This window comes from Pseudomonas sp. B10 (assembly GCF_900156235.1).
In the GTDB taxonomy this organism is placed as follows: domain Bacteria; phylum Pseudomonadota; class Gammaproteobacteria; order Pseudomonadales; family Pseudomonadaceae; genus Aquipseudomonas; species Aquipseudomonas siliginis.
In genome coordinates this window covers 1,500,031-1,524,407 of sequence record NZ_LT707063.1, presented here as the reverse complement: position 1 = coordinate 1,524,407, position 24,377 = coordinate 1,500,031, and the positions used below count along the sequence as shown (strand labels likewise).

Below are 24,377 nucleotides of genomic sequence, written 5' to 3'. Positions count from 1 at the left end.
CGTCCTTCAAGCGGATTTCGGGATGAGACGCTCAAACAGCGCCTCGACAGTATTGAAACGTTCTTCCGGGCGCTCCATTGGCACCTGGAATTTAAACATCGTCGCGCCTTCGAACTTGTAGCGCTTGGGCTGCGTCTGGATCAGCTTGATCAGGGTCATCGGGTCAACCGGCGTCTGCGCTTCGAACTCGATACGTCCGCCTTGCGGCCCGCCGTCGACTTTCTTGATGCCAAGCTTTTCCGCCTGCAATTTCAGCGCGGTGATCCGCACCAGGTTCTTGGTCGGCTCCGGCAACAGGCCGAAGCGGTCGATCATCTCCACCTGCAGGTCCTTGAGGCCTTCCTCGTCGGTGGCCGAGGCGATGCGTTTATACAGAATCAACCGCGCATGCACATCCGGCAGATAATCTTCCGGAATCAGCGCCGGCACCCGCAGATTGACTTCCGGGCCGCCGCCCAGCGGTTGATCGAGGTTCGGTTGCTCGCCCTTGCGGATCGACTTCACTGCGCGCTCGAGCATTTCCATGTACAGGGTGAAACCGACGGCCTGAATCTGCCCGCTCTGACCATCGCCGAGCAGTTCGCCGGCGCCACGGATTTCCAGGTCGTTGGTGGCCAGGACGAAACCGGCGCCGAGGTCCTGGGTATTGGCGATCGCTTCCAGACGTTTTTCCGCGTCCGAAGTGATTTGCTGGCGTGGCGGTGTCAGCAGGTAGGCGTAAGCCTGGTGGTGACTGCGACCGACACGACCACGCAACTGGTGCAACTGCGCCAGACCGAACTTGTCGGCGCGCTCGATGATGATGGTGTTGGCGCTTGGCACGTCGATGCCGGTCTCGATGATGGTCGAGGCGATCAGCACGTTGAAGCGCTTGTGGTAGAAGTCGCTCATCACCTGTTCGAGTTCACGTTCGCGCATCTGCCCGTGGCCGATACCGATGCGCGCTTCCGGCACCAGTTCCGCGAGGTCGGCGGCGCACTTCTCGATGGTCTTCACATCGTTGTGCAGGTAGTAAACCTGACCGCCACGCAGCAGTTCACGCAGCAGGGCTTCCTTGACCGTGCTCTTGTTCTGCTCCATGACGAAAGTGCGCACCGACAGGCGCCGCGCTGGTGGCGTGGCGATGATCGACAGGTCGCGCATGCCCGACACCGCCATGTTCAGCGTGCGCGGAATCGGCGTCGCAGTCAGGGTGAGGATGTCGACTTCGCTGCGCAGGGCCTTGAGCTGTTCTTTCTGGCGTACGCCAAAACGGTGTTCTTCGTCGATGATCACCAGCCCGAGGTTTTTGATCTTCACGTCGTCGGACAGCAGCTTGTGCGTGCCGATGACAATGTCGATCTTGCCTTCCGCAAGATCGGCGATCGCCGCGTTGACTTCCTTGGCCGATTTGAAGCGACTCATCACTTCGACCGTCACCGGCCAGTCGGCGAAGCGGTCGCGGAAACTGTTGTAGTGCTGCTGGGCGAGCAGGGTGGTCGGTACCAGAATCGCCACCTGACGACCGCCGTGCACGGCGATGAACGCGGCGCGCATGGCCACTTCGGTCTTGCCGAAGCCAACGTCGCCGCAGACCAGACGATCCATCGGTTTCGGCGCGAGCATGTCTTCGCGTACCGCCTCGATGGTCGCTTGCTGATCGGGTGTTTCTTCGAACGGGAAACCGGCGCTGAAGGTGGCGTAATCGGCCTTCGGGTCGGCGAAGGCGTAACCTTCACGGGCGGCACGACGGGCGTAAATGTCGAGCAATTCGGCGGCGACGTCACGCACCTGCTCGGCGGCTTTGCGCTTGGCTTTCTGCCAGGTTTCCGAGCCGAGGCGATGCAGCGGCGCGAGCGAATCGTCGCTGCCGGTGTAGCGCGCGATCAGGTGCAGGTTGGCCACCGGCACGTAAAGCTTGGCGTTCTCGGCGTATTCGAGGGTGAGGAATTCGGCGGCCTGATTATCGATTTCCAGAATCGTCAGGCCCAGGTAGCGGCCGACGCCGTGATCGATATGCACCACCGGCGCGCCTTCTCGCAGTTCGGTGAGGTTCTTGATTACCGCATCGTTGCTGACGTCGCTGCGCTTCTCGCGACGACGACGTTGCATGACCCGTTGGCCGAACAGCGGACTTTCCGCCACCAGCGCCAGCGCCGGGTCGTCGAGCAGCAGGCCCTCGTCGAGCGGGGCGATGGTGATCGCCAGACGATCCTTGCTGGCAACGAAGTCTGGCCAGCTGTCGACGGTTTTCGGCCGCAGCTTCAGGCGTTCCAGCAGTTCCAGCAGGACTTCGCGACGACCCGCCGATTCGGCGGTGAACAGCACGCGACCGGGGAATTCTTCGAGGAAACCGGCCAGCGCCGCCAGTGGTTGCGTGGCTTTGGCTTCGATGGCCAGATCCGGCAGCGCGTGCGCCGGGAAGCGTTCACGGCCGACGCCGGTTTCGACGTCCTGCTGACTGGCGACGACTCGCGGCCAGTTCTTCAGGCGCGCGAAGCAGTCTTCCACCGGCAGGAACAGTTCGGCCGGTGGCAATAAAGGACGCGATGGATCGACGCGGCGTTCTTCGTAACGATTGCGCACGTCGTTCCAGAAGTTTTCCGCCGCCTGCTCGATGCCCGGCAGCGAGAACACTTGCGTGTCCTGAGGCAGGTAATCGAACAGCGTCGAAGTTTCGTCGAAGAATAGCGGCAGGTAGTACTCGATGCCGGCCGGAGTGATACCGCTGCTCAAATCCTGAAAGATCGGGCAGCGGCGGAAGTCGACGTCGAAGCGCTCGCGAAAGCGCGCCTTGAAGCGGGTGACTGCGTCTTTCTGCAACGGGAACTCGCGGGCCGGCAGCAGCTTGACCGACTCGACCTTGTCGATTGAACGCTGGGTTTCCGGATCGAAGGTGCGCAGGGTTTCGATTTCGTCGTCGAACAGGTCGATGCGATAGGGCAGCTTGCTGCCCATCGGGAACAGGTCGATCAGCGCGCCGCGTACGGTGAACTCGCCGTGCTCATACACCGTGTCGACATAGCGATAGCCGCTGGCTTCGAGCCGCGCACGCATCTGTTCGACGTCGAGCTTCTGGCCGATATCCAGCACCAGGCTGCTGCCGAGGAGGAATTTGGTCGGCGCCAAGCGATGCAGGGCGGTGGTTATCGGAACCACCAGCACGCCGTGGGCCAGTTCCGGCAGGCGATACAGGCTGGCGATGCGCTGGGAGATGATGTCCTGGTGCGGCGAGAACAGGTCGTAGGGCAGGGTTTCCCAGTCGGGGAAATGCAGTACGGGCAAATCCGGGGCGAAGAAACTCAGCTCCTGTTCCAGCCGTTCGGCGCTTTGGCTGTCGGCGGTCAGCAGCAGGGTAAAGCGCTTGGCAGCGCTGGCAGCCTCGGCAATCGCCAGGCTGAGGGCGGCACCGGGCAGATTGCCCCAGTGCTGTTTACCTGCTTCGGCAGGGAGTAACGGTAGACGCAGAACAGGCACGGAAGGTTGAGCTCCAGGCGTTGCGACAAAGTCGGTAATTGTAGCGGCCTCCGGTGCCGCCTGTCAGTTGCAGACTGCGTCTATCTTCACGGTTTGGACGAAATGTAGTGGTAACCATAAAAACGAGCACTTTTTTCATGGTTATGTAGTGCCGAAACCGGGTGGTGTTACGGAGGGTTACAGACATCGTCTAACAGTCGTCGAAAAATTGACTGCGCTGAAAGCCCCGGTTTTACTGGGCTGGAGAAAGGCGTAAATTTTTTGAACGGGATTTTGTTACCGATTGCGCGACAAGCGCGCATTGCTGAAAGGGCTTGTCGGCGGCATAATGTAGCCCCTTTTTTCTGCCCCTACATGTGGAAGGTTACCGTGACTCAGAAGCCCGACCAGTGTCTTGGTGAATGGATCGACCGTGAAGCACTCGCAGAAGCGATGATCCCGCTTATCGGTCAGCTCTACCGCAATAACAACGTGGTTAGCTCGATCTATGGCCGCAGCCTGATCAACCAGTCTGTCATCGCGATTCTCAAAGCTCACCGCTTTGCTCGCCACCGTTCTTCCGACGACAGCGAACTCTCCGTCCACGAAACATTCCCACTGCTCAAGGCCATGAGCGAGCTCAAGCTCGGCGCGGCGTCGGTGGATCTGGGCAAGCTGGCGTTCAAATTCCGCAATGAAGGCAACGGCCGCAGCGCCGAGCAGTTCGTGCGTGAAGAGATGGCTGACGTGGTTGGCCAGCAGAACGCCTCGGCCCGCAAAGGCACTGACGTTGTTCTTTACGGCTTCGGTCGTATCGGCCGTCTGCTGGCGCGCATCCTGATCGAGAAAACCGGTGGTGGCGACGGCCTGCGTCTGCGCGCCATCGTCGTGCGCAAAGGCGCCGAAAACGACCTGACCAAACGCGCCAGCCTGCTGCGTCGCGATTCGGTACACGGTTCGTTCAACGGCACCATTACCATCGATGAAGAAAACAACACCATCACCGCCAACGGTAACCTGATCCAGGTGATCTACGCGAAGAACCCGACCGAGGTGGATTACACCCAGTACGGCATCAAAGACGCGCTGCTGGTGGACAACACCGGTGTATGGCGTGACGCCGATGGCCTGGGTCAGCACCTGGCCTGCCCGGGCATTGATCGCGTTGTTCTGACCGCGCCTGGCAAGGGCAAGCTGAAAAACATCGTTCACGGCATCAACCACGGTGAAATCACCGCTGACGACAAAATCGTCTCGGCTGCTTCCTGCACCACCAACGCCATCGTGCCGGTGTTGAAAGCGGTCAACGACAAGTTCGGCATCATCAACGGTCACGTCGAAACCGTTCACTCGTACACCAACGACCAGAACCTGATCGACAACTTCCACAAGGGCGATCGCCGTGGCCGCAGCGCCGCGCTGAACATGGTGATCACCGAGACCGGCGCCGCCACCGCTGCTGCCAAGGCTCTGCCTGAGCTGGCCGGCAAGCTGACCGGTAACGCGATCCGTGTGCCGACGCCGAACGTGTCGATGGCCATTCTCAACCTCAACCTTGAGAAAGCCGCCACCCGTGAAGAGATGAACGAGTACCTGCGCTACATGGCGCTGCACTCCGAACTGCACAAGCAGATCGACTTCGTCAATTCGCAGGAAGTGGTGTCGACCGACTTCGTCGGCTCGCGTCACGCTGGTGTGGTTGATGCTGAAGCGACCATCGTGCAGGACAACCGCGTCGTTCTGTACGTTTGGTACGACAACGAGTTCGGCTACAGCTGCCAAGTGGTTCGCGTGATGGAAGACATGGCTGATGTGAATCCGCCAGCGTTCCCGCGCTAAGCCTCAGGCTTGAATGAAAACGCCCCGGCATTTTGTCGGGGCGTTTTTGTTTGTGGGCCTGTTGGATCTTCGGCGTCCTTGCCGGCCTCTTCGCGAGCAGGCTCGCTCCCACACTGGATCAGTGTCGTTCACAATCTTCTGTGGGAGCGAGCCTGCTCGCGAAAGCATTCTGTCAGGCGCCGCTGGCTACCGAGGCCTGCGCCGTGCGCAACTCATGCCGGTTGCCACGGAACAGCACCAGTGTCGCAATCAAGCCCAACACCGCCGCGCCACTGAGCCAGATGCCCGGTGCTGCCTTGTTGTCCAGCACATGAATCAGATAGGTACACGCCGCCGGGGTAAAGCCGCCGAACGTCGCCGTCGCGAGGCTGTACGCCAGCGAGAAACCGGTCGTGCGCACTTCCACCGGCATGATCTCGGTCAGTGCCACCACCATCGCGCCGTTGTACGAGCCGTACAGAAACGACAGCCACAATTCGACAATCAGCAAATGGCTGAAACTCGGGTTCGCCACCAGCCACGACAGCGCCGGATACGCCGTCAGGATCGCCAGAATCGTCGCCGCCAGCAGTAAGGGTTTTCGGCCGATCTTGTCGGATACCGCGCCCATCACCGGTAGCCAGAAGAAGTTCGACAAGCCGATGCACACCGTCACCAACAGCGCATCGAGATCAGACAGATGCAGCTCAGCCTTGCCAAACGTCGGCGTGTACGCAGTGATCAGGTAGAACGACACCGTGGTCATCACCACCAGCGCCATGCCGGCAATAACGATGCCGAAGTTCTGCCCGATCGAGCGGACGATTTCGCCGAGGGTAGGGCGGTGGGTGCGCGCCTGGAACTCCGGGGTTTCTTCCAGCGAGCGTCGGATGAAAAAAATCACCGGCACGATCATGCAGCCAATCAGAAACGGTACGCGCCAGCCCCATTCGCCCATCTGCTCAGGGCTCAGCCAGTGGTTGAGACCGACACCGAGCAGACCGGCGAAGACTACCGCAGCCTGTTGGCTGGCCGACTGCCAACTGACGAAAAAGCCTTTACGCCCCGGCGTTGAAATTTCCGCCAGATACACCGACACACCGCCGAGTTCCACGCCCGCTGAGAAGCCCTGCAACAGACGGCCGAACAACACCAGTAGCGGCGCGGCGACACCGAGCGTCGCGTAGCCGGGCACGCAGGCAATCAACACCGTACCGGCGGCCATCATCGCCAAAGTGATGATCAGCCCTTTGCGCCGTCCGTGACGGTCGATATAGGCGCCGAGGAAAATCGCCCCCAGCGGGCGCATCAGGAAGCCGGCGCCGAAGGTCGCCAGCGACAGCATCAGCGAAGCGAACGCGCTGTCGGTGGGGAAGAAGGTCTTGGCGATGGCCGTGGCATAGAAGCCGTAGACCATGAAGTCGAACATTTCGAGGAAGTTGCCGCTGACAACGCGAAAGATCGCTTTGCCTTTGCCCGTGGTGGAGGACATGGGAGGTACTCACTGTTCAATTTGTATAAAGGCGTTGCAGCCATGGGGAAGCGAGCGGGCGCTTGTAGTTCATAATGGCCGCCGTGGTTTTGCGGGGAGATGAAGAATTGTTAACTGGACGCTGGTGGGGGCCTGTGGTGTTGGCGGTGGCAATCGGCGGCTGCGGCAACGGCGATTCCCTGGAACAGGTCGGTGGCTCGATCATGGGCAGCACCTGGTCGGTCAAGTATGTGCGCCACGCCGGGGTCGCCGATCCTGCGCAAGTGCGCGGTGAAGTGGAGCGCATCCTCGGCGACGTCGATCAACAGCTGTCGACTTACCGCAGTGACTCCGCCATCGAACGTTTCAACGCCTTGCCCGCCGATAGCTGCCAAGCCATGCCGGCAGCGGTGCTCGAATTGGTCCGCATCGGCGAACAGCTTTCAATGCAAAGCGAAGGCTCCTACGACCTGACCGTTGAACCGCTGCTGGATCTCTGGGGATTCGGCCCGCAAGGACGCGAAGAAAAGATCCCTGATGCGGCCGCTCTGGCCGAGGTCATGCAGCGGGTCGGCCATCAGCATCTGCGCATCGACGGCGAGCGGTTGTGCAAGGACACCGCCGTCGAAGTCGACTTCAACAGCATTGCCGCCGGTTACGCCGTGGATACCATCGCCGCCAGATTGCAGGGCATGGACATCGACAATTACCTGGTCGAAGCCACGGGCGAACTCAAAGCCCGGGGCAAGAAGCCGGATGGTTCGGCGTGGCGCATCGCTCTCGAAGAGCCTCGCGATGACCAGCAAGTGGCCGAGCGGATTATCGATGTCGATGGCTACGGCGTGTCCACCTCCGGTGACTACCGCCACTATTTTCTGCAGGACGGTCGGCGTTATTCCCACACCTTCGATGCACGCAGCGGGCGACCGGTCCTACACGACCTGGCGTCAGTCACGGTGATTCATCCTTCAGCGTTGATGGCCGATGGACTATCGACGCTGTTGCTGATTCTCGGGCCGGAAAGGGCACGGGACTATGCCCAAAAGCATGACATTGCTGCATTGTTTGTCTTGCGTGCCGATACAGGTTTCGTCACCCGCAGCAGTCAGGCATTTGCGCAGCTTGTCGGTGAAAAAAACTGACCGAAGACAAGACGAAAGCTGGCGTTGTAGTGCAGGCAAAAGTAGCCTACGACGCGACCAAGGGTTAATGTGCGCGGCGTTGACGCTTCTATAGACTGTGTCCGGGTTCTTAACTGGCCCCCAATTGTTCCTTCGCGCCGCCGTTCGGCGTGATTTAGCCGCCGGTGCTGCTGGCACCGCGGCCTGTTCTGAGGAGTACGCATGGCTGTCTACAACTACGACGTGGTGGTACTGGGTTCCGGCCCGGCGGGAGAAGGCGCGGCAATGAACGCCGCCAAAGCGGGGCGCAAGGTCGCGATGGTCGACAGCCGTCGTCAGGTCGGCGGCAACTGCACCCACCTCGGCACCATCCCGTCCAAGGCACTGCGTCACTCGGTGCGGCAGATCATGCAGTTCAACACCAACCCGATGTTCCGCGCCATCGGCGAGCCACGCTGGTTCTCCTTCCCGGACGTGTTGAAAAGCGCCGAAAAAGTCATTTCCAAACAAGTCGCATCGCGCACCGGCTACTACGCCCGTAATCGTGTCGACGTGTTCTTCGGCACCGGCAGCTTCGCCGACGAGCAAACCATCGAAGTGGTCTGTGGCAACGGCGTGGTCGAAAAACTGGTCGCCAAGCACATCATCATCGCTACCGGTTCGCGCCCGTATCGCCCGGCGGACATCGATTTTCACCACCCGCGCATCTACGATAGCGACACCATCCTCAGCCTCGGCCACACCCCGCGCAAACTGATCGTTTATGGCGCTGGTGTAATCGGCTGCGAATACGCATCGATCTTCAGTGGTCTGGGTGTGCTGGTCGAACTGGTCGACAACCGTGGCCAGTTGCTGAGCTTCCTTGACTCGGAAATTTCCCAGGCGCTGAGCTACCACTTCAGCAACAACAACATCACCGTGCGTCACAACGAAGAGTACGACCGCGTCGAAGGCGTGGACAACGGCGTGATCCTGCATCTTAAATCCGGCAAGAAGATCAAGGCCGACGCCTTGCTCTGGTGCAACGGCCGTACCGGCAACACCGACACGCTGGGTCTGGAAAACATCGGGGTCAAGGTCAACAGCCGTGGCCAGATCGAAGTCGACCAGAACTACCGCACCTGCATAGAGAACATCTACGGCGCCGGTGACGTGATCGGCTGGCCAAGCCTGGCCAGTGCCGCCCACGACCAGGGTCGTTCGGCCGCTGGCAGCATCGTCGACAATGGCAGCTGGCGCTTCGTCAATGACGTGCCGACCGGCATCTACACCATTCCGGAGATCAGCTCGATCGGCAAGAACGAGCAGGAATTGACCCAGGCGAAAGTGCCGTACGAAGTCGGCAAGGCCTTCTTCAAGAGCATGGCGCGGGCGCAGATTGCCGGTGAGCCGCAAGGCATGCTGAAGATCCTCTTCCACCGCGAAACGCTGGAAGTGCTCGGCGTGCATTGCTTCGGTTATCAGGCGTCGGAGATCGTTCACATCGGTCAGGCGATCATGAACCAGCCGGGCGAGCTGAACACCCTGAAGTATTTCGTCAACACCACGTTCAACTACCCGACCATGGCCGAAGCCTATCGGGTCGCGGCGTACGACGGCCTCAACCGGCTTTTTTGACGGGCTCCGGCCGGTGGCCTGAGCCGGCCGGGGAGACCGATTTCAGCAATTCTCAAGGGTGGCAGTGGCCAAACCGGGAAAGTCTGTAATCAGGCTGTCAACGCCGAAGTCGGCGAGTCTGCGCATCAGTGCAGGCTCGTTGACGGTCCACACCGACACATGCAGGCCCTGACGCTGCGCCTTCTGCAGGCGTTCCGGCGTACACAGCGTCCAGTTCAACGCGAGAATTTCGCAACCGTAGCTGGCCGCCACCTTCAACGGATCGAGCCAGGCGTATTCGGCCACCAGGCCACGGGATACGTCCGGTACCAGGTCCAGCGCTGCCTTCAAGACTTCCCGTGAACTCGAGGTGATCGTCACCTTGTCGAGCAGGCCATGCCGTTGAGCCATTTCCCGAATCGCCAGCACGGTAGTCGCCGCGCGGGTGCGTGAAGCGCTTTTGACTTCCAGTTGCCAGTGCTCGAAATCACATTGCTCGAACAATTCTTCCAGCGTCGGAATCGGGCACGGCTGGATCCAGCCCGGGCCACCCTTGCGCGCGTCGTAGGTCACCAGTTCGGCGGCGGTGTGCTCGACGACTTTGCCGCGACGGTCGGTGGTGCGTTTGAGCGTCGGATCATGGATGACCATCAGCTCGCCGTCCTTGGACAGGTGCAGATCCAGTTCGCAGCGGCGCACGCCGTGCTTGAGGCATTCCTGAAAGCTGCTCAGGGTGTTTTCCGGTGCTTCGCCCTTGGCGCCGCGGTGGCCGTAGATGAGGGTCACGGTGCTTCCTTAAGTTAAATGCCTGATTCGTTCTGTTCGCGGGCCAGACGGCGTTCCTGAGCCTGCTTTTGCAAAATGTAGCGAGCGAGCAACTGGCGCTGGGCATCGGTCGGGCGCTCGAACTCGGTGCCGACGTCATAGCCATCGCCCTTGGGATCGCAATGGGTGACCCGGGCACGCAGCAGCAGGCCAAGCGCCTGCGGCATCAGTACCAGTTTCACCGACAGGTGTGCGCCGGTGGCAATCGGGGTCGGGTACTGAAAGTCGATCCCGCCCTCGGAGATGATCACCGGCTGCGGCTCGCCGATGTGTCCGAGCACCGTCAGGGCGATCACCTGGCTGAGCAGGTCGATGCGTTTGTTCTGCGATTTGAGGAACGCGGCGATGGCGCGGTCGCGCTCGCTGATCTGTCGCAGCAGGTGCTGCGACTCGAATTCGCTCAGGTGCAGTTCGCTGAGCAGGTTGAAGAGTGGGGAAGCATCCTGCAACACTTCCTGGCCTGCGGCTTCGGGAGCGGACAGGGGCCGAATTTCCAGTGCGATCGTGTCCTCGATACGGTAGTATTCGCGGCGATCTTCTTCATCTAATGTCGACATGGCGAACCCATGGTAGCGGCGGTGGTCTGAGTGTAAAGCTGGTTTTCGACCCCCGCCACAAGGACGTTCCTTTTCCCTCCGAACAAGCCCCGACATGTTCAGACCTCTCTTCGTATTTATCGGCACGCGTTATACCCGTGCAAAGCGTCGCAATCATTTTGTGTCATTCATTTCCCTGACTTCGATGATCGGGCTCGCCCTTGGCGTGGTCGTGATGATCGTCGTGCTGTCGGTGATGAACGGCTTCGATCATGAGATGCGCACCCGCGTGCTGGGCATGGTGCCCCACGCCACTCTCGAGACCGGCGAGCCGATCAATGACTGGCAGAGCCTGGCCGACAAGGTCAAGCAGAACCGGCAGGTGACGGCGGTGGCGCCGTTTACCCAGATGCAGGGCCTGCTGACCAACAACGGTCAGGTTTCCAAGGTGTTGCTCAATGCCATTGATCCTGCGCTCGAGCGCAATGTGTCGATCATCGACAACTTCATGAAGCACGGCAAACTCGACGACCTGACGCCCGGCAGCTTCGGCATCGTCATCGGCGACAAGGCGGCGACCAAGCTCGGCGTCGGCATCGGTGACAAGGTCACCTTCGTCGCACCGGAGGTCAGCGTGACCCCGGCCGGGATGTTCCCGCGCATGAAGCGCTTCACCGTGGTCGGCATTTTCCATGTCGGCGCCGGTGAGCTCGACGGCTACCTCGGCGTGACCAATCTGCAGGATCTGGCGAAAATGCACCGCTGGAAAGCCGATCAGGTGCAGGGCCTGCGGCTGAAGTTCGACGACCTGTTCCAGGCCCCGCGTGAGGCGTGGAACATTGCCCAGCAGCTCGGCGAAGATCGTTACTACGCCCGTGACTGGACCCGCACCCACGGCAACCTGTATCAAGCGATCCGCATGGAAAAAGCCATGATCGGGCTGCTGTTGCTGCTGATCGTCGCCGTCGCCGCGTTCAACATCATTTCCACGCTGGTGATGGTGGTGAACGACAAGAAGGGTGACATCGCCATTCTGCGCACCCTAGGCGCTACTCCGGGCACGATCATGCGTACGTTCATGGTTCAGGGCACGGTGATCGGCGTGGTCGGCACGGCGATCGGCGCGGTGGTCGGGATCCTCGCGGCACTGAATGTCAGTGCGGCCATTTCGGCGCTCGAAGGGCTGATCGGCCACAAGTTCCTTAATGCTGACGTGTATTTCATTGATTATCTTCCTTCGCAGGTACAGAGCCAGGACGTCGTCATGGTCTGCGCCGCTGCGTTGGTCCTGAGTTTCCTCGCCACCCTGTATCCCGCCTGGCGTGCCGCGCGCACCCAGCCGGCGGAGGCGTTACGTTATGAGTGAGTCGGGCATGAGTGAACAAGCAATTCTGAGCTGCCGTAACCTGGGCAAATCCTACGAGGAGGGTCCGGAGTCGGTACAAGTGCTGGCCGGCCTGCAACTGGAGTTGCACCCGGGCGAACGTGTAGCGATCGTGGGCAAATCCGGTTCCGGCAAAAGTACCTTGCTCAACCTGCTCGGCGGCCTCGATACGCCGAGCAAGGGCAGCGTCTGGCTCGACGGTGAAGAACTGTCGGCGTTGAGCGAGAAGAAGCGGGGCCTGCTGCGCAATCGCGCGCTTGGTTTCGTTTACCAGTTTCACCACCTGCTGCCGGAATTCACCGCGCTGGAAAACGTCTGCATGCCGCTGCTGATTGGCAAGACCGCCATTCCGGAGGCGCGTCAGCGTGCCACGGCATTGCTGGAGCGCGTCGGTCTCGGCCATCGTCTGGAACACAAACCGGCGGAACTGTCCGGCGGCGAGCGTCAGCGCGTGGCCATCGCCCGTGCCCTGGTCAACAACCCGGGGCTGGTGATGCTCGATGAGCCAACCGGCAACCTTGACCTGCATACCGCCGAAGGCATTCAGGACCTGATGCTGGAGCTGAGCACTTCGATGCGCACGGCGTTCCTGGTGGTGACGCACGACATGAACCTGGCTCGCCAGATGGACCGCGTTCTGCAGCTGCAGGAAGGCTGCCTGACTCCCATCTGACTGGCTGAAACCCGGCGCCCGTAACGGCGCCGGGTCTTTTATTTCTATACGGTGCCCCAGCGAATGTTCAGACCGTTATCGATCTTTATCGGCACGCGCTATACCCGCGCCAAGCGCCGCAATCGCTTTGTTTCGTTCATTTCGATGACCTCGATGATCGGCCTCGCCCTCGGCGTGCTGGCGATGATCGTGGTGCTGTCGGTGATGAATGGCTTCCAGCGCGAAATGAGCTCGCGCATCCTCGGCATGGTGCCCCATGCGACCATCGTTGGCGTCAAACCGATCGACGACTGGCAGCCAGTGGCCGCCGCTGCGATGAAAAATCCCGAAGTGACGGCCGCCGTGCCGTTCACCGAGATGGAAGGCATGCTTTCCTACAAGGGGTCGATGCAGCCAATCCAGATCAGCGGCGTTGATCCGGCCCAGGAAGGCAAGGTGTCGATCGTTGCCCAGCACATCGTCCAGGGGCGTCTCGATGCCTTGAAGCCGGGCGAATTCGGTGTGGTGATCGGTGAGATCACCGCGCGGCGTTTCCGCCTCAATGTCGGCGACAAAATCACCTTGATCGTTCCGGAAGTCAGTACCGCACCGGGCGGTATCACCCCGCGCATGCAGCGCCTGAATGTGGTTGGCGTGTTCAAGGTCGGCGCCGAGCTGGACGGCTCGATGGGCCTGATTCACGTCGCCGATGCCGCGACCATGCAGCACTGGCAGCCGAATCAGGTGCAGAGCGTGCGGCTGGCGGTCAAGGATCTGTACGCCGCGCCGAAAGTGTCTGCGGACATCGCCAGTGGCCTCGGCGCTGACTTCAAGGCTGACGACTGGACCCACACCCAGGGCAGCCTGTTCAGCGCGATGAAGATGGAAAAAACCATGATCGGCCTGCTGTTGCTGATGATCGTCGCGGTGGCGGCGTTCAACATCATCGCGACGCTGATCATGGTGGTGAACGACAAGGGCGCCGACATCGCCATCCTGCGCACCATCGGCGCCACGCCCCGGCAGATCATGGCGATCTTCATGGTGCAGGGCACGGTGATCGGTATTGTCGGCACCATTATTGGCGGCGTGCTGGGCGTGATTGCGGCGCTCAATGTCAGTGAATTGGTCGGCTGGGTCGAGCGCGTGACCGGACAGCATATTTTCAGTTCGGATGTGTATTTCGTCAGCAACCTGCCCTCGGAACTGCAGGGCGGAGATGTGCTGTTGATCTGCTCGGCGGGTTTCATCCTGAGCTTTCTGGCGACGGTGTATCCGGCGTGGCGGGCGGCGAAGATCGAACCGGCGCATGCCTTGAGATATTCGTAAGCGACTCCATGCTCGTTCCCACGCTCTGCGTGGGAATGCCTCAACGGACGCTCTGCGTTCGGCTCTTGAAGGGACGCGGAGCGTCCCGGGCTGCATTCCCACGCAGAGCGTGGGAACGATCAGGTCCGAGGCAACTCGATCACAAACCGCGTCCAACCCGCTTCAGATTCACAACGAATCTGCCCGCCATGGGCACGCACGATCGACTGGGTAATCGCCAGCCCCAACCCCGCATGCTCACTGCTGCCTTCCTGCCGCGCCGGATCCGCTCGATAGAAGCGGTCGAACAGACGTGGCAGTAATTGCGCGGAAATACCCTCGCCACTGTTCTCGACGCAGACGCGCACGATCCCCCCCTCGTCGACGATGCTCAAGCGCACATAACCCTCGGCCGGGGTAAACCGTAGCGCGTTATCCAGCAGATTCGACAAGGCCCGGCGCAACATGCCGCGATCACCTTCGATTCGCGCCTCGCCTTCACGGCTCAAACTCACGCCGGCGTCTTCCGCCAATGGCGCAAAAAACTCCAGCAGCATGTCGGCCTCATCCGCCAGCTCCAGTGGTTCGCGCTTGGGCATCAGCAAGCCGTGGTCAGCCTTGGCCAGGTAGAGCATGTCGTTGACCAGTTGCGCCATCCATTGCAGTTCTTCGAGGTTGCTGTGCAGCGCTTCGCGGTAATCCTCCAGTGCGCGTGGGCGGGTGAGGGTGACCTGGGTGTGGGTCAGCAGATTCGACAACGGTGTGCGCAGTTCATGGGCGATGTCGGCGGAGAATGCCGAGAGGCGCTGAAACGAATCGTCGAGGCGTGCGAGCATGGCGTTGAAGCTGTAGGCCATTTCTGCAAGCTCTGGTGGCATCTTCTCTGCAGGCAGTCGGGCATTCAGCGATTGCGCAGAAATCCCACGGGCCACTGCGCTCATCCGCCGCAACGGGCGCAGACCGCTGCGCGCGGCCCAGGCCCCGAGCACGGCAGTGGCCAGCGCTGACAAGCCGACGGTCAGCCAGATCAGATGCTGCATGCGCGTAAGAAAATGCTGGTGATGGGTGATGTCCAGCAGCAGCGTCAGTTGTGGCGAATCCGCTGTGTCCGGGTAGAGCGGGGCGCGCAGCACGCGGTAATCGGTGCCGTCATGGCTGATGGTAGACAGGCCGGTTTGCAGCGGCAGATTCTTCGGAATCTGCACCGAGCTGTCATACCAGTGCTGCCCGTCGCCACTGGTGATGCGCAACGACAGATCCGACTGACGGCTGAGTTCATCGGCCAGCCGCGCCTCGCGCTGGGCAGGTTGGAGATCCTGCAAGGCGCGGCGCAGGCCGATCAGTTTCGTCTCCAGTTGTTGCTGGTCAAGCTCGATAAAGTGCGCCTCGCTGGCGCGGTCGAACAGCACCCCGGCGAACAGCGAGACCACCGCAGTGCAGGCGGCAAACAACAGCGCCAGGCGCGTGCTCAAGGACAGGCTACGCATCACAGCGAACGCTCTTCGAGCACGTAACCCATACCGCGCACTGTGTGGATCAACTTGTTGGGGAAGTCATCGTCGATCTTCAGGCGCAAGCGGCGGATCGCCACTTCGATAACGTTGGTGTCGCTGTCGAAATTCATGTCCCAAACCTGCGAGGCGATCAGCGATTTGGGCAGGACTTCACCCTGACGGCGCAGGAGCATTTCCAGCAGGGCGAATTCCTTGGCGGTCAGGTCGATGCGCTGGCCGCTGCGTTCGACCCGGCGGCGGATCAGATCCAGGCGCAGATCGGCTAGTTGCAGGCTGGTTTCCTGGGCGATCGCGTTGCCGCGCCGCAACAGGCTGCGCACCCGCGCGAGCAGCTCGGAAAAGGCGAATGGCTTGACCAGATAATCGTCGGCGCCCAGTTCGAGGCCGTGAACCCTGTCCTCCACGGCGTCTTTGGCGGTGAGAAACAGTACCGGCGTGTCGAGGCCAGCGCTGCGCACCGCTTGCAGAATCTGCCAGCCACTGCGCCCGGGCAGCATTACATCGAGGATCAACAGCGCGTAGTCGCCGCTCAAGGCCAATTGCTGGCCGCTGATGCCATCGGCCACCAGCTCGGTATTGAATCCGGCCTCGGTCAGGCCCTGACGCAGGTACTGGCCGGTTTTCGCTTGGTCTTCGACGATCAACAGTTTCATGGGCGACTCGGGCTGGTTCGGGATGAAAAAGGGCGAAGGCGTTATACCGTGAGATCCGGCGAGAAGCGCCAAGCTGACAAAGTTGTAATCTGCCTGTCAGGTCGATGCCAGCCCTGGGTGGTTAGAGTTTCCCACAGGCTGAACCTTCTCTTGTTGGAGTACGACCATGTTTTTGCGCACCTCCCTGAAAATAGCCGCCTCTCTGCTGGCATTGAGTTCGCCAGCCTGGGCGACACCGGTGCACACCTTCGCCTTCGGCCAGCCGGCAGCGGCGAGCCAGGCTACGCGCAGTATCGAAATCGTCATGGGCGACATGAACTTCGACCCGAAAGCCATACAGGTCAAGGCCGGTGAGACGGTTCGCTTTGTACTGGTGAATAAAGGCCAGTTGCTGCATGAATTCAACCTCGGTGATGCGGCGATGCATGCCAGTCACCAGGAGGAAATGTTGCAGATGCAGCAAAGCGGCATGCTCACGCCTACCGCTATGAAAGAAATGTCCCACGATATGGCGGGTATGGATCACGCGGCGATGGGGCATGGCATGCAGCATGACGATCCCAACAGCGTGCTGGTCGAGCCGGGCAAAACCGCCGAGTTGACCTGGACCTTCAGCAAGGCCACGGCGCTCGAGTTTGCCTGCAATATCCCCGGGCATTATCAGGCGGGCATGGTCGGCAAACTGACAGTCAGTCAGTAAGCACTCAAAGGCGCGGGCAAAGGCTGGTAGAATCCGCTGATTCTTCAGTCAGGTTTCCGCCATGCATCCCGCAGCCGAACATTCGCCGCTGGGCAAATCCAGCGAATACATCGCCACTTACACGCCGTCCCTGCTGTTCCCGATTCCGCGCACCGCGAAATGGGCCGAGCTCGGCCTGACCGCCGAAACCCTGCCGTATAAAGGCGTGGATTTCTGGAACTGCTTCGAGCTGTCGTGGCTGCTGCCCTCGGGCAAACCGGTGGTGGCGATCGCTGAATTCAGCATTCCGGCGGATTCGCCGAACATCATCGAATCGAAGTCGTTCAAGCTCTACCTCAACTCGCTGAACCAGACGCCGTTCGCCGACGTCGCCACATTGCAAGCGACGCTGGTCAAGGATCTCTCCGCCGCTGCCGGCAAACCGGTGGGCGTGCGGGTTCGCAGTCTGAAAGAGGTGGAAGCCGAGGGCGTGGTGGCATTGCCGGGCGTGTGCATCGATGATCTGGATATCAGCGTGAGCAATTATGAGCACCCGCGTCCGGAGCTGCTGCGTTGCGACAATTCGCGCGTGGTCGAGGAGAGCGTGCACAGCCACCTGCTCAAATCCAACTGCCCGGTGACCAGCCAGCCGGACTGGGGCAGCGTCGTGGTGGAATATCGCGGCGCGGCGCTGGATCACGCCAGCCTGCTGGAGTACATCGTCAGCTTCCGCCAGCACTCGGACTTCCATGAGCAATGCGTGGAGCGGATTTTCCTTGATCTGCAGCGGTTGTTGAAGCCGGAGAAACTCACGGTGTTTGCGCGCTATGTGCGCCGGGGTGGGCTGGATATCAACCCGTATCGCAGTACCGAAAGCGTACAGCTGCCGAATCACCGGCTCGTACGTCAATAAAGAAACGGAATGTGCGATATCCCTTGTGGGAGCGAGCCTGCTCGCGAATGCGGTGTTTCATTCAACGATGATGTCGACTGACACGACGCCTTCGCGAGCAGGCTCGCTCCCACAAGGGCTTGCATGCACATTTCGGAAATGAAAAAGCCCTGCCATCGCTGGCAGGGCTTTTTTGTGCGGCGGGGCGTCAGATGCCCATGCTGCCCAGCGTATTCATGATATTGCGCAGGGTGCCGGCGATGGTAGGGTGTTCCACTTCAAAGCGCTCCACGGCAAGGTTCACCCCGTCCACCAGGTTGTTGTCCTGTAGCTGATTTTCCAATTGAATTTCTGCTTCGATCTGCGCCATCAACTGGTGTAAGTTTTCACGTTCAGACTCGGACAGAGGCGGGTTCTGCTCCAATTGATCACGCAAGGTGTTGAGCTGATCCTGCAGTTCTCGTCGGGCGGGCATGGTGGTTTCCTTTTATCAATAGGCACTGGCATTGACCGCAGCCATGCGCCAAAGGTCTATGGCTGACCTTTAGATTAATCCACTCTCGGTAAACCTGCATGACGCCGATCAGGGCTTTTCGCCTTTGGCGCGGCGCAGGCTGATGTCCGCGAGACAGGCGTCCAGCTCGCCGAGATGATCGATCACCGAATGCACACCCAGGCCGAACAACTGCACGGTTGCCTTGCCGCGCAACTTTTCGCGTTCCTTTTGCGACAGAACCTGCCACTCGCTCGGGCTGAGGCCGCACAGCGAGCCGCAGGACGCCAGGCCAATCGTCCATAACCCGGCATTCAGACCGGCCTGTAACAGGCGCGGCTCACCGCTGACCAGCACGCAACCGTCGAGGCGGTCGATGTTCAAACTCATCAACGCTTGCCAGCAGGCGTTAGGGGCGGGCCACGGATTCATTGTTGCTGAATGTTGCGTCGGTGTGATCCAGTCTGGCAGCGAGGCGGCCAGTGGCTGAGCGAGGGCAGCGGGCAATTCGTCGAGCCACGCGCAGGGAATTCCCTGGCGCTGCAAACTTTTCAGGCTATCGAGTGCGCCGGGTGTAGTTTTGGCATGTTCCGGCTGGGCGTTGAGCTCTTGCGCGGCGCGGGCACCGAAATCCACCAGGCAACCGCTCAGGCCGAACAGCACGGCAGTCAGGCCGGGCGCGGCGACGGGCAAGGTTTCGGCGTGAGTCATGGCAACGTCCCTGAAATAACGCTCAAGACTAGGGCGCGCGGGTGACAGTTGCATGACAGGCGGGTGAAAGCCTGCGTAGGAAACTTCCTGCATATCCTTGCAGCGGCGCACTGCCCAAATCGCCGTTTACGCTTATACTAGCGGCCTTAATGCCCGGGCCGAGAGGACCGCGCCAGTATCGAATCCAAGGAGTTTTTCTATGCGCTGGAGCCCTTCGCTCACTCAGCTAAGTGTATGTGCCAGCCTGTTGCTGGCGCCGTTCGCCACCCAGGCGGCCACCGAAGAAGACCCTTGGGAAAGCGTCAACCGGCCGATTTTCCAGTTCAACGACTTCGTTGACACCTACGCGCTGAAGCCACTGGCCCAGGGTTATGAGTTCATTACCCCGCAGTTCGTTGAAGACGGCATTCACAATATGTTCCGCAACGTCGGTGACGTGACCAACCTGGCGAACAACATTCTCCAGGCCAAACCGGCTGCGGCGGGCGTTGATACCGCCCGACTGATTTTCAACACCACCTTCGGTCTGCTCGGCTTCTTCGACGTCGGCACCAAGATGGGCTTGAACCGCAGCGACGAAGACTTCGGTCAGACCCTCGGTTACTGGGGCGTGGGCAGCGGCCCGTACGTGATGCTGCCGCTGATGGGGCCGAGCACCCTGCGTGACGCACCGTCGAAATACGTCGACAGCTTCACCGGCGCGTACCGCTACATCGACCACGTGCCGACGCGTAACTCGATCTTCGGCCTGAACATCGTCGACACCCGCGCCAGCCTGCTGTCGAGCGAGAAGCTGATCAGCGGCGACAAATACACCTTCATCCGCAATGCTTACCTGCAAAACCGCGAGTTCAAGGTGAAGGACGGTCAGGTCGAAGACGATTTCTGATTTCGACCGGTAATGAAAAAGGCGGCCCTCGGGTCGCCTTTTTTGTCCGCGCCAGAGCGTCGCCTGCGACTGCCACTACCTTCCATCGGGTTACCGTTGGAGCGGTTCTTATAACTCCCGGTGATTTGACAAACAAAGTCGTCAAGCGACAATCGGCGCATGCTTGAAACGCTCTGCGGATGGGAGTACCGTCTGCGCCTTAGAAGGGCACCTCTGTTTAAAACCGCGCGCCAGGCGAATGCTTGAAAGCGCTGCAACAGAGAGGCTAGAAAGCGAATCCAGTAGTCTGCGCAGGGCCGTTGCCCCGCTCACTACGCCAACCTAATTCTGGCGCCGTTTGCCCACATGCCAAAAACCAGTGCCACGCTGCTGATAATCGATGATGACGAGGTAGTGCGCGCGAGCCTCGCGGCCTATCTGGAAGACAGTGGTTTCAGCGTCCTGCAGGCCGGCAACGGTCAACAGGGTCTTCAGGTATTCGAGCAAGACGAGCCCGATCTGGTCATCTGCGATCTGCGCATGCCGCAGATGGGCGGTCTCGAACTGATCCGTCAGGTCACCGAGCGCTCACCGGAGACGCCGGTGATCGTGGTCTCGGGTGCCGGGGTGATGAACGACGCGGTCGAGGCCCTGCGCCTGGGCGCTGCGGATTACCTGATCAAGCCTCTCGAAGATCTGGCTGTGCTCGAGCACTCCGTGCGCCGGGCCCTGGATCGTGCGCGGCTGCTGCTGGAAAACCAGCGCTACAGCGAGAAGCTGGAAAAGGCCAACCGCGAGCTTGAAGCCAGCCTGAACCTGCTCCAGGAAGACCAGAACGCCGGTCGCCAGGTGCAGATGAACATGCTGCCGGAAAGCCCGTGGAGCATTGACGAGTTCAATTTTGCCCACCAGATCATCCCGTCACTGTACCTGTCGGGTGATTTTGTCGACTATTTCCGCGTTGACGAGCGCCGGGTCGCGTTTTATCTGGCGGATGTTTCCGGGCATGGCGCGTCATCAGCCTTCGTCACCGTGCTGTTGAAGTTCATGACCACGCGTTTGCTCTTCGAATCGAAACGCAGCGGTACCTTGCCGGAGTTCAAGCCTTCGGAAGTGCTCGGTCATATCAACCGGGGACTGATCAGTTGTAAGCTGGGTAAACACGTCACAATGGTCGGTGGAGTCATCGACGAGGAGACCGGTTTGTTGACCTATAGCATTGGCGGCCATCTGCCTTTGCCTGTGTTGTACACGCCTGACAGTGTTCGTTATCTCGAAGGCCGTGGTTTGCCGGTGGGGCTTTTCAACGAAGCCACCTACGAAGACCACGTGCTTGAGCTGCCGCCGACGTTCAGCCTGACGCTGATGTCTGATGGCATTCTGGACCTTTTGCCGGAAGCAACGCTCAAAGAAAAAGAGGCTGCTTTGCCCGAACGGGTGAAGTCAGCGGGCGGCAGCCTGGATGGTCTGCGGCAAGTGTTTGGTTTGGCCACGCTAGGGGAGATGCCGGATGATATCGCCCTGTTGGTGTTGAGCAGGAATCTTTAATGAGTACCGGTAGAATCCAGTTCGCCGAGCAGGACGGCACCTTCGTCTTGAAGTTCGTCGGTGAAGTTCGCCTGACCCTGTGTTCGGCGTTGGATGCGACTATTGAGAAAATCTTCACCGCGCTGAATTTCAACGCGATCGTGATCGATTTGACCGAAACCCGCAGCATCGACAGCACCACTCTGGGCCTGCTGGCCAAACTGTCGATCCTGTCGCGGCAGAAGGTCGGCCTGTTGCCGACGGTTGTCACCACCCACGAAGACATCACCCGTCTGCTGCAATCGATGGGCTTCGAGCAGGTGTTCAACATCGTCAACCACCCGGTGCCGTGCCCGGAGTGCCTGGACGACCTGCCGGATCAGGACCAGTCCGAAGAAGTGGTGCGAATCAAGGTGCTGGAAGCGCACAAGATTCTCATGGGCCTGAACGATTCCAATCGTGAAGCGTTTCATGATCTGGTCAATGCCCTGGAAAGACACTGATCTCATGAATTGATGGTGTCTGGGCTGGCCTCATCGCAGGCAAGCCCGCTCCCACAATGATCGCGTGAAACCTCAAACTTAGGTTCTCCACATACCCTGTGGGAGCGGGCTTGCCCGCGATGGCGTCGGGTCGGTCGATACATTTATCAGTGCAGGCAAAATGAAAAAGGGCGAACCCTCACAGGTTCGCCCTTTTTGCATTCTACAAACTCAAATCACAGCTTGGCCTGCAGCAACGCTTCCAGCTTCTCCTGGTCGCGGGCGAACTGACGGATGCCTTCAGCCAGTTTCTCGGTGGCCATCGCGTCTTCGTTGGACAACCAGCGGAATTGCGCTTCGTTGAGGCTCTGACGCGCTTCACCGGCATTGCCCGGTGCCAGTTTGCGTTCCAGCTTGCCGGTGTCGGCGGCCAGCTTCTCCAGCAGTTCCGGGCTGATGGTCAAGCGATCGCAGCCGGCCAGTTGCTCGATCTGGTTGATGTTACGGAAGCTGGCGCCCATGACCACGGTCTTGTAGTCGTTGGCCTTGTAGTAGTTGTAGATGCGCGTCACCGACTGCACGCCCGGATCATCAGCGCCGGTGTAGTCGTTGCCGTTGGCTTTCTTGTACCAGTCGTAGATACGGCCCACGAACGGCGAAATCAGGAACACCCCGGCGTCAGCGCAGGCGGCCGCCTGGGCGAAGGAGAACAGCAGGGTCAGGTTGGTCTGGATGCCTTCCTTCTCGAGGATCTCGGCGGCGCGGATGCCTTCCCAGGTCGAGGCGATCTTGATCAGCACGCGGTCACGGCCGACGCCGGCCTTGTCGTACAGCTCGATCAGGCGATGCGCACGCTTGAGGATCGCATCCTGGTCGAAGGACAGGCGCGCATCCACTTCGGTGGAGATGCGGCCCGGAACCACGTTGAGAATTTCCTTGCCCACTGCGACGCCGAAACGGTCGCTGGCCAGGCCGACATCGCCCTTGCAGTCGCGAACGCAATCGTTCAGCAGTTCGGCGTAACCGTGAATGGCCGAAGCCTTGAGCAGCAGGGAAGGGTTGGTGGTGGCATCGGTCGGTTTGACTCGGGCGATCGCTTCGAAGTCGCCAGTGTCGGCAACTACGGTGGTGAACTGTTTGAGTTGTTCCAGCTTGGAAGTCATGGGCGTGCTCTATCCTATGGGTCTGAAGACATTACCCGAGCGCTGACGGGCACTCAAGGGTGCATTCGTGGATCGATGGCCCCTGCGGCAACAACCTGAAAACGATTGTTTGAAAGGTGGGGCGCGGTGTCGCTGAATACGATGCCAAAACAGCCCACAGGTTCAAAGCAACCGACCTGTGAACAGACCGGTTGCCCAATGCCTACTCAGCGTTCAACAGACCTTCTACCGACAAGCGCGCCGGTTTTGGCTGGCCGTCAGAGGTGAGAAAGCCGAAGTTCTTCTCGCGATCGTTGCTGCCCGAATCACTGTTCCGCCATTCATAGATAGAGGTCAGCGGAATATTGAGGCGTTTAACGTCGGTAATAAACGCGTTGATCTTGGTCGCTTGCCCCTCAGGACCACCGTTGGAGGCGAGGGCCGAAACCCCCCATTCACTGATGACCCCCGGCAGATTGAAGTTCTGCTGGATGAAGGTCTGTGCGTTGCTGATCTGCGTGGCGGTCATGCCATAAGGATGATAGGACACGGCGTTCAAGCATTTGGGGTAATCGCTGACGATACTTTTCATCGCCACCGTCGACGCCGAGCCGGCGCTTGGCGGCCGGGCGAAGCCGAAGCCGACCCGCGGTGTCGATTGCGGCTGACCCTCGAAGGCCTTGCACATGCCGGCCATGAACGGCACGAAGGTGGTATCGAAATTGCGCGTCGGCCAATAGGTTTCCAGGTCCGGTTCGTTCCATATTTCGATCGCTACCAATTGCGAACTCCAGGTTTTTTCCAGCCCGGTCACGGTGTTGGCGAACTTACCGCCGGCGGCGTTCAGCTCCTCCGGCGACGTGGCCGGCAATGCCTTGATCGCGCGCACCGTCAGCAGCACCGGCAGGCCGGCGGAAGCGGCGGCGGCGAAGGCGTCACTGACCTGTTTCTGATACGTCTTGGCGGTGAGGCTGTCGCTCCACACGCCGAAGCGCACAAAGCTGAAGCCTGCGGCCTTGATTTGCGCGGCATCGGCGGCGGTGAAGCTCTGGATTTTCACCTGCACGCCGATGGTTTTTGCTGGAAGGTTGGGGAACAGCTCACTGGTGTGAACCTGGCTGGCGGCACCCAGCGCCATCAGGGCGAGGGCGGCGAGTTTATTGCGCTGTGCTGTTTTCATGTCTGCTCTCCTGAAGAGAATGACAACTACGAATATTTGTCCCGTTACTCAATTTCCGATAACGGTGATGGCACTAAGTGCGCGAATGTT

At 60.3% G+C, this 24,377-nt stretch carries 21 protein-coding genes; 11 read left to right on the top strand and 10 right to left on the bottom strand.

The window, feature by feature from the left end; all coding sequences use genetic code 11:
- Positions 1 to 6 precede the first annotated feature (6 nt).
- Positions 7 to 3,456, bottom strand: coding sequence for a transcription-repair coupling factor (gene mfd, locus BXA01_RS06780; RefSeq protein ID WP_076563659.1), 3,450 nt, complete (start codon positions 3,454 to 3,456; stop codon positions 7 to 9).
- Positions 3,457 to 3,810: 354 nt separating this feature from the next.
- On the opposite strand from mfd, the gene BXA01_RS06775 reads away from it, so the two are divergent.
- On the top strand, positions 3,811 to 5,274 hold the full coding sequence (locus BXA01_RS06775; RefSeq protein ID WP_016775482.1) for a glyceraldehyde-3-phosphate dehydrogenase: 1,464 nt from the start codon (positions 3,811 to 3,813) through the stop codon (positions 5,272 to 5,274).
- Between the two features lie 172 nt (positions 5,275 to 5,446).
- Here the strand turns inward: BXA01_RS06775 and BXA01_RS06770 are convergent, their stop codons facing one another.
- A complete protein-coding gene (locus BXA01_RS06770; RefSeq protein ID WP_041477332.1) occupies positions 5,447 to 6,745 on the bottom strand; it encodes an MFS transporter in 1,299 nt (432 codons plus the stop codon).
- 74 nt (positions 6,746 to 6,819) lie between these two features.
- Here BXA01_RS06770 and BXA01_RS06765 point away from each other — a divergent pair, with 74 nt between their 5' ends.
- Together BXA01_RS06765 and sthA are read left to right on the top strand one after the other, a co-directional pair.
- Positions 6,820 to 7,866 carry an FAD:protein FMN transferase gene (locus BXA01_RS06765; protein WP_076563658.1) on the top strand — a complete coding sequence of 349 codons (1,047 nt, stop codon included), beginning with the start codon at positions 6,820 to 6,822 and terminating at the stop codon, positions 7,864 to 7,866.
- Positions 7,867 to 8,067: 201 nt separating this feature from the next.
- Positions 8,068 to 9,462 (top strand): Si-specific NAD(P)(+) transhydrogenase, encoded by a 1,395-nt coding sequence (sthA, locus tag BXA01_RS06760; RefSeq protein WP_039760770.1) that lies wholly within the window; start codon positions 8,068 to 8,070, stop codon positions 9,460 to 9,462.
- A 42-nt stretch (positions 9,463 to 9,504) separates the two neighbouring features.
- Here the strand turns inward: sthA and BXA01_RS06755 are convergent, their stop codons facing one another.
- Together BXA01_RS06755 and BXA01_RS06750 are read right to left on the bottom strand one after the other, a co-directional pair.
- Complete coding sequence (locus BXA01_RS06755) at positions 9,505 to 10,227, bottom strand: glycerophosphodiester phosphodiesterase (protein WP_056791501.1); 723 nt, start codon at positions 10,225 to 10,227, stop codon at positions 9,505 to 9,507.
- A 14-nt stretch (positions 10,228 to 10,241) separates the two neighbouring features.
- Complete coding sequence (locus tag BXA01_RS06750; protein ID WP_016775478.1) at positions 10,242 to 10,823, bottom strand: PilZ domain-containing protein; 582 nt, start codon at positions 10,821 to 10,823, stop codon at positions 10,242 to 10,244.
- Between the two features lie 94 nt (positions 10,824 to 10,917).
- Here BXA01_RS06750 and BXA01_RS06745 point away from each other — a divergent pair, with 94 nt between their 5' ends.
- From BXA01_RS06745 to BXA01_RS06735, 3 genes are all read left to right on the top strand, one after another.
- On the top strand, positions 10,918 to 12,168 hold the full coding sequence (locus tag BXA01_RS06745) for a lipoprotein-releasing ABC transporter permease subunit (protein ID WP_076563657.1): 1,251 nt from the start codon (positions 10,918 to 10,920) through the stop codon (positions 12,166 to 12,168).
- Positions 12,161 to 12,859 carry a lipoprotein-releasing ABC transporter ATP-binding protein LolD gene (gene lolD / locus BXA01_RS06740; protein WP_024013628.1) on the top strand — a complete coding sequence of 233 codons (699 nt, stop codon included), beginning with the start codon at positions 12,161 to 12,163 and terminating at the stop codon, positions 12,857 to 12,859. Before BXA01_RS06745 ends, lolD begins: the two co-directional genes overlap by 8 nt.
- A gap of 63 nt (positions 12,860 to 12,922) precedes the next feature.
- Positions 12,923 to 14,167 carry a lipoprotein-releasing ABC transporter permease subunit gene (locus tag BXA01_RS06735; RefSeq protein ID WP_071173051.1) on the top strand — a complete coding sequence of 415 codons (1,245 nt, stop codon included), beginning with the start codon at positions 12,923 to 12,925 and terminating at the stop codon, positions 14,165 to 14,167.
- 119 nt (positions 14,168 to 14,286) lie between these two features.
- Here BXA01_RS06735 and BXA01_RS06730 read toward each other — a convergent pair whose 3' ends face one another.
- Both BXA01_RS06730 and BXA01_RS06725 read right to left on the bottom strand, forming a co-directional pair.
- Entirely contained in the window at positions 14,287 to 15,633 is a 1,347-nt protein-coding gene (locus BXA01_RS06730) for a heavy metal sensor histidine kinase (RefSeq protein ID WP_076563656.1), read from the bottom strand.
- Positions 15,633 to 16,313: a heavy metal response regulator transcription factor gene (locus tag BXA01_RS06725; protein ID WP_076563655.1), complete on the bottom strand. Its 681-nt coding sequence runs from the start codon at positions 16,311 to 16,313 to the stop codon at positions 15,633 to 15,635. Before BXA01_RS06725 ends, BXA01_RS06730 begins: the two co-directional genes overlap by 1 nt.
- Positions 16,314 to 16,479: 166 nt before the next feature.
- Here BXA01_RS06725 and copI point away from each other — a divergent pair, with 166 nt between their 5' ends.
- Together copI and queF are read left to right on the top strand one after the other, a co-directional pair.
- On the top strand, positions 16,480 to 17,013 hold the full coding sequence (gene copI / locus BXA01_RS06720; protein WP_076563654.1) for a copper-resistant cuproprotein CopI: 534 nt from the start codon (positions 16,480 to 16,482) through the stop codon (positions 17,011 to 17,013).
- A gap of 61 nt (positions 17,014 to 17,074) precedes the next feature.
- On the top strand, positions 17,075 to 17,905 hold the full coding sequence (gene queF / locus BXA01_RS06715; RefSeq protein WP_076563653.1) for an NADPH-dependent 7-cyano-7-deazaguanine reductase QueF: 831 nt from the start codon (positions 17,075 to 17,077) through the stop codon (positions 17,903 to 17,905).
- Positions 17,906 to 18,092: 187 nt separating this feature from the next.
- Here queF and BXA01_RS06705 read toward each other — a convergent pair whose 3' ends face one another.
- Positions 18,093 to 18,359, bottom strand: coding sequence for a DUF4404 family protein (locus BXA01_RS06705; RefSeq protein WP_076563651.1), 267 nt, complete (start codon positions 18,357 to 18,359; stop codon positions 18,093 to 18,095).
- A 108-nt stretch (positions 18,360 to 18,467) separates the two neighbouring features.
- On the bottom strand, positions 18,468 to 19,088 hold the full coding sequence (locus BXA01_RS06700; RefSeq protein ID WP_076563650.1) for a phosphatase: 621 nt from the start codon (positions 19,086 to 19,088) through the stop codon (positions 18,468 to 18,470).
- A 199-nt stretch (positions 19,089 to 19,287) separates the two neighbouring features.
- Between BXA01_RS06700 and BXA01_RS06695 the strand changes: the two genes are divergently transcribed.
- The 3 genes from BXA01_RS06695 to rssC all read left to right on the top strand — a co-directional run bounded on the left by BXA01_RS06695 (position 19,288) and on the right by rssC (position 21,986).
- Positions 19,288 to 19,977 (top strand): MlaA family lipoprotein, encoded by a 690-nt coding sequence (locus tag BXA01_RS06695; RefSeq protein ID WP_016775470.1) that lies wholly within the window; start codon positions 19,288 to 19,290, stop codon positions 19,975 to 19,977.
- A 345-nt stretch (positions 19,978 to 20,322) separates the two neighbouring features.
- Positions 20,323 to 21,504 (top strand): two-component system response regulator RssB, encoded by a 1,182-nt coding sequence (gene rssB / locus BXA01_RS06690; RefSeq protein ID WP_041477317.1) that lies wholly within the window; start codon positions 20,323 to 20,325, stop codon positions 21,502 to 21,504.
- A complete protein-coding gene (gene rssC / locus BXA01_RS06685) occupies positions 21,504 to 21,986 on the top strand; it encodes an anti-sigma factor antagonist RssC (RefSeq protein ID WP_003226553.1) in 483 nt (160 codons plus the stop codon). Before rssB ends, rssC begins: the two co-directional genes overlap by 1 nt.
- A gap of 215 nt (positions 21,987 to 22,201) precedes the next feature.
- Here the strand turns inward: rssC and tal are convergent, their stop codons facing one another.
- Positions 22,202 to 23,128: a transaldolase gene (gene tal, locus BXA01_RS06680; RefSeq protein WP_076563649.1), complete on the bottom strand. Its 927-nt coding sequence runs from the start codon at positions 23,126 to 23,128 to the stop codon at positions 22,202 to 22,204.
- Positions 23,129 to 23,330: 202 nt separating this feature from the next.
- Positions 23,331 to 24,287 carry a glycosyl hydrolase family 5 gene (locus BXA01_RS06675; RefSeq protein ID WP_076563648.1) on the bottom strand — a complete coding sequence of 319 codons (957 nt, stop codon included), beginning with the start codon at positions 24,285 to 24,287 and terminating at the stop codon, positions 23,331 to 23,333.
- Between the last annotated feature and the right edge of the window lie 90 nt (positions 24,288 to 24,377).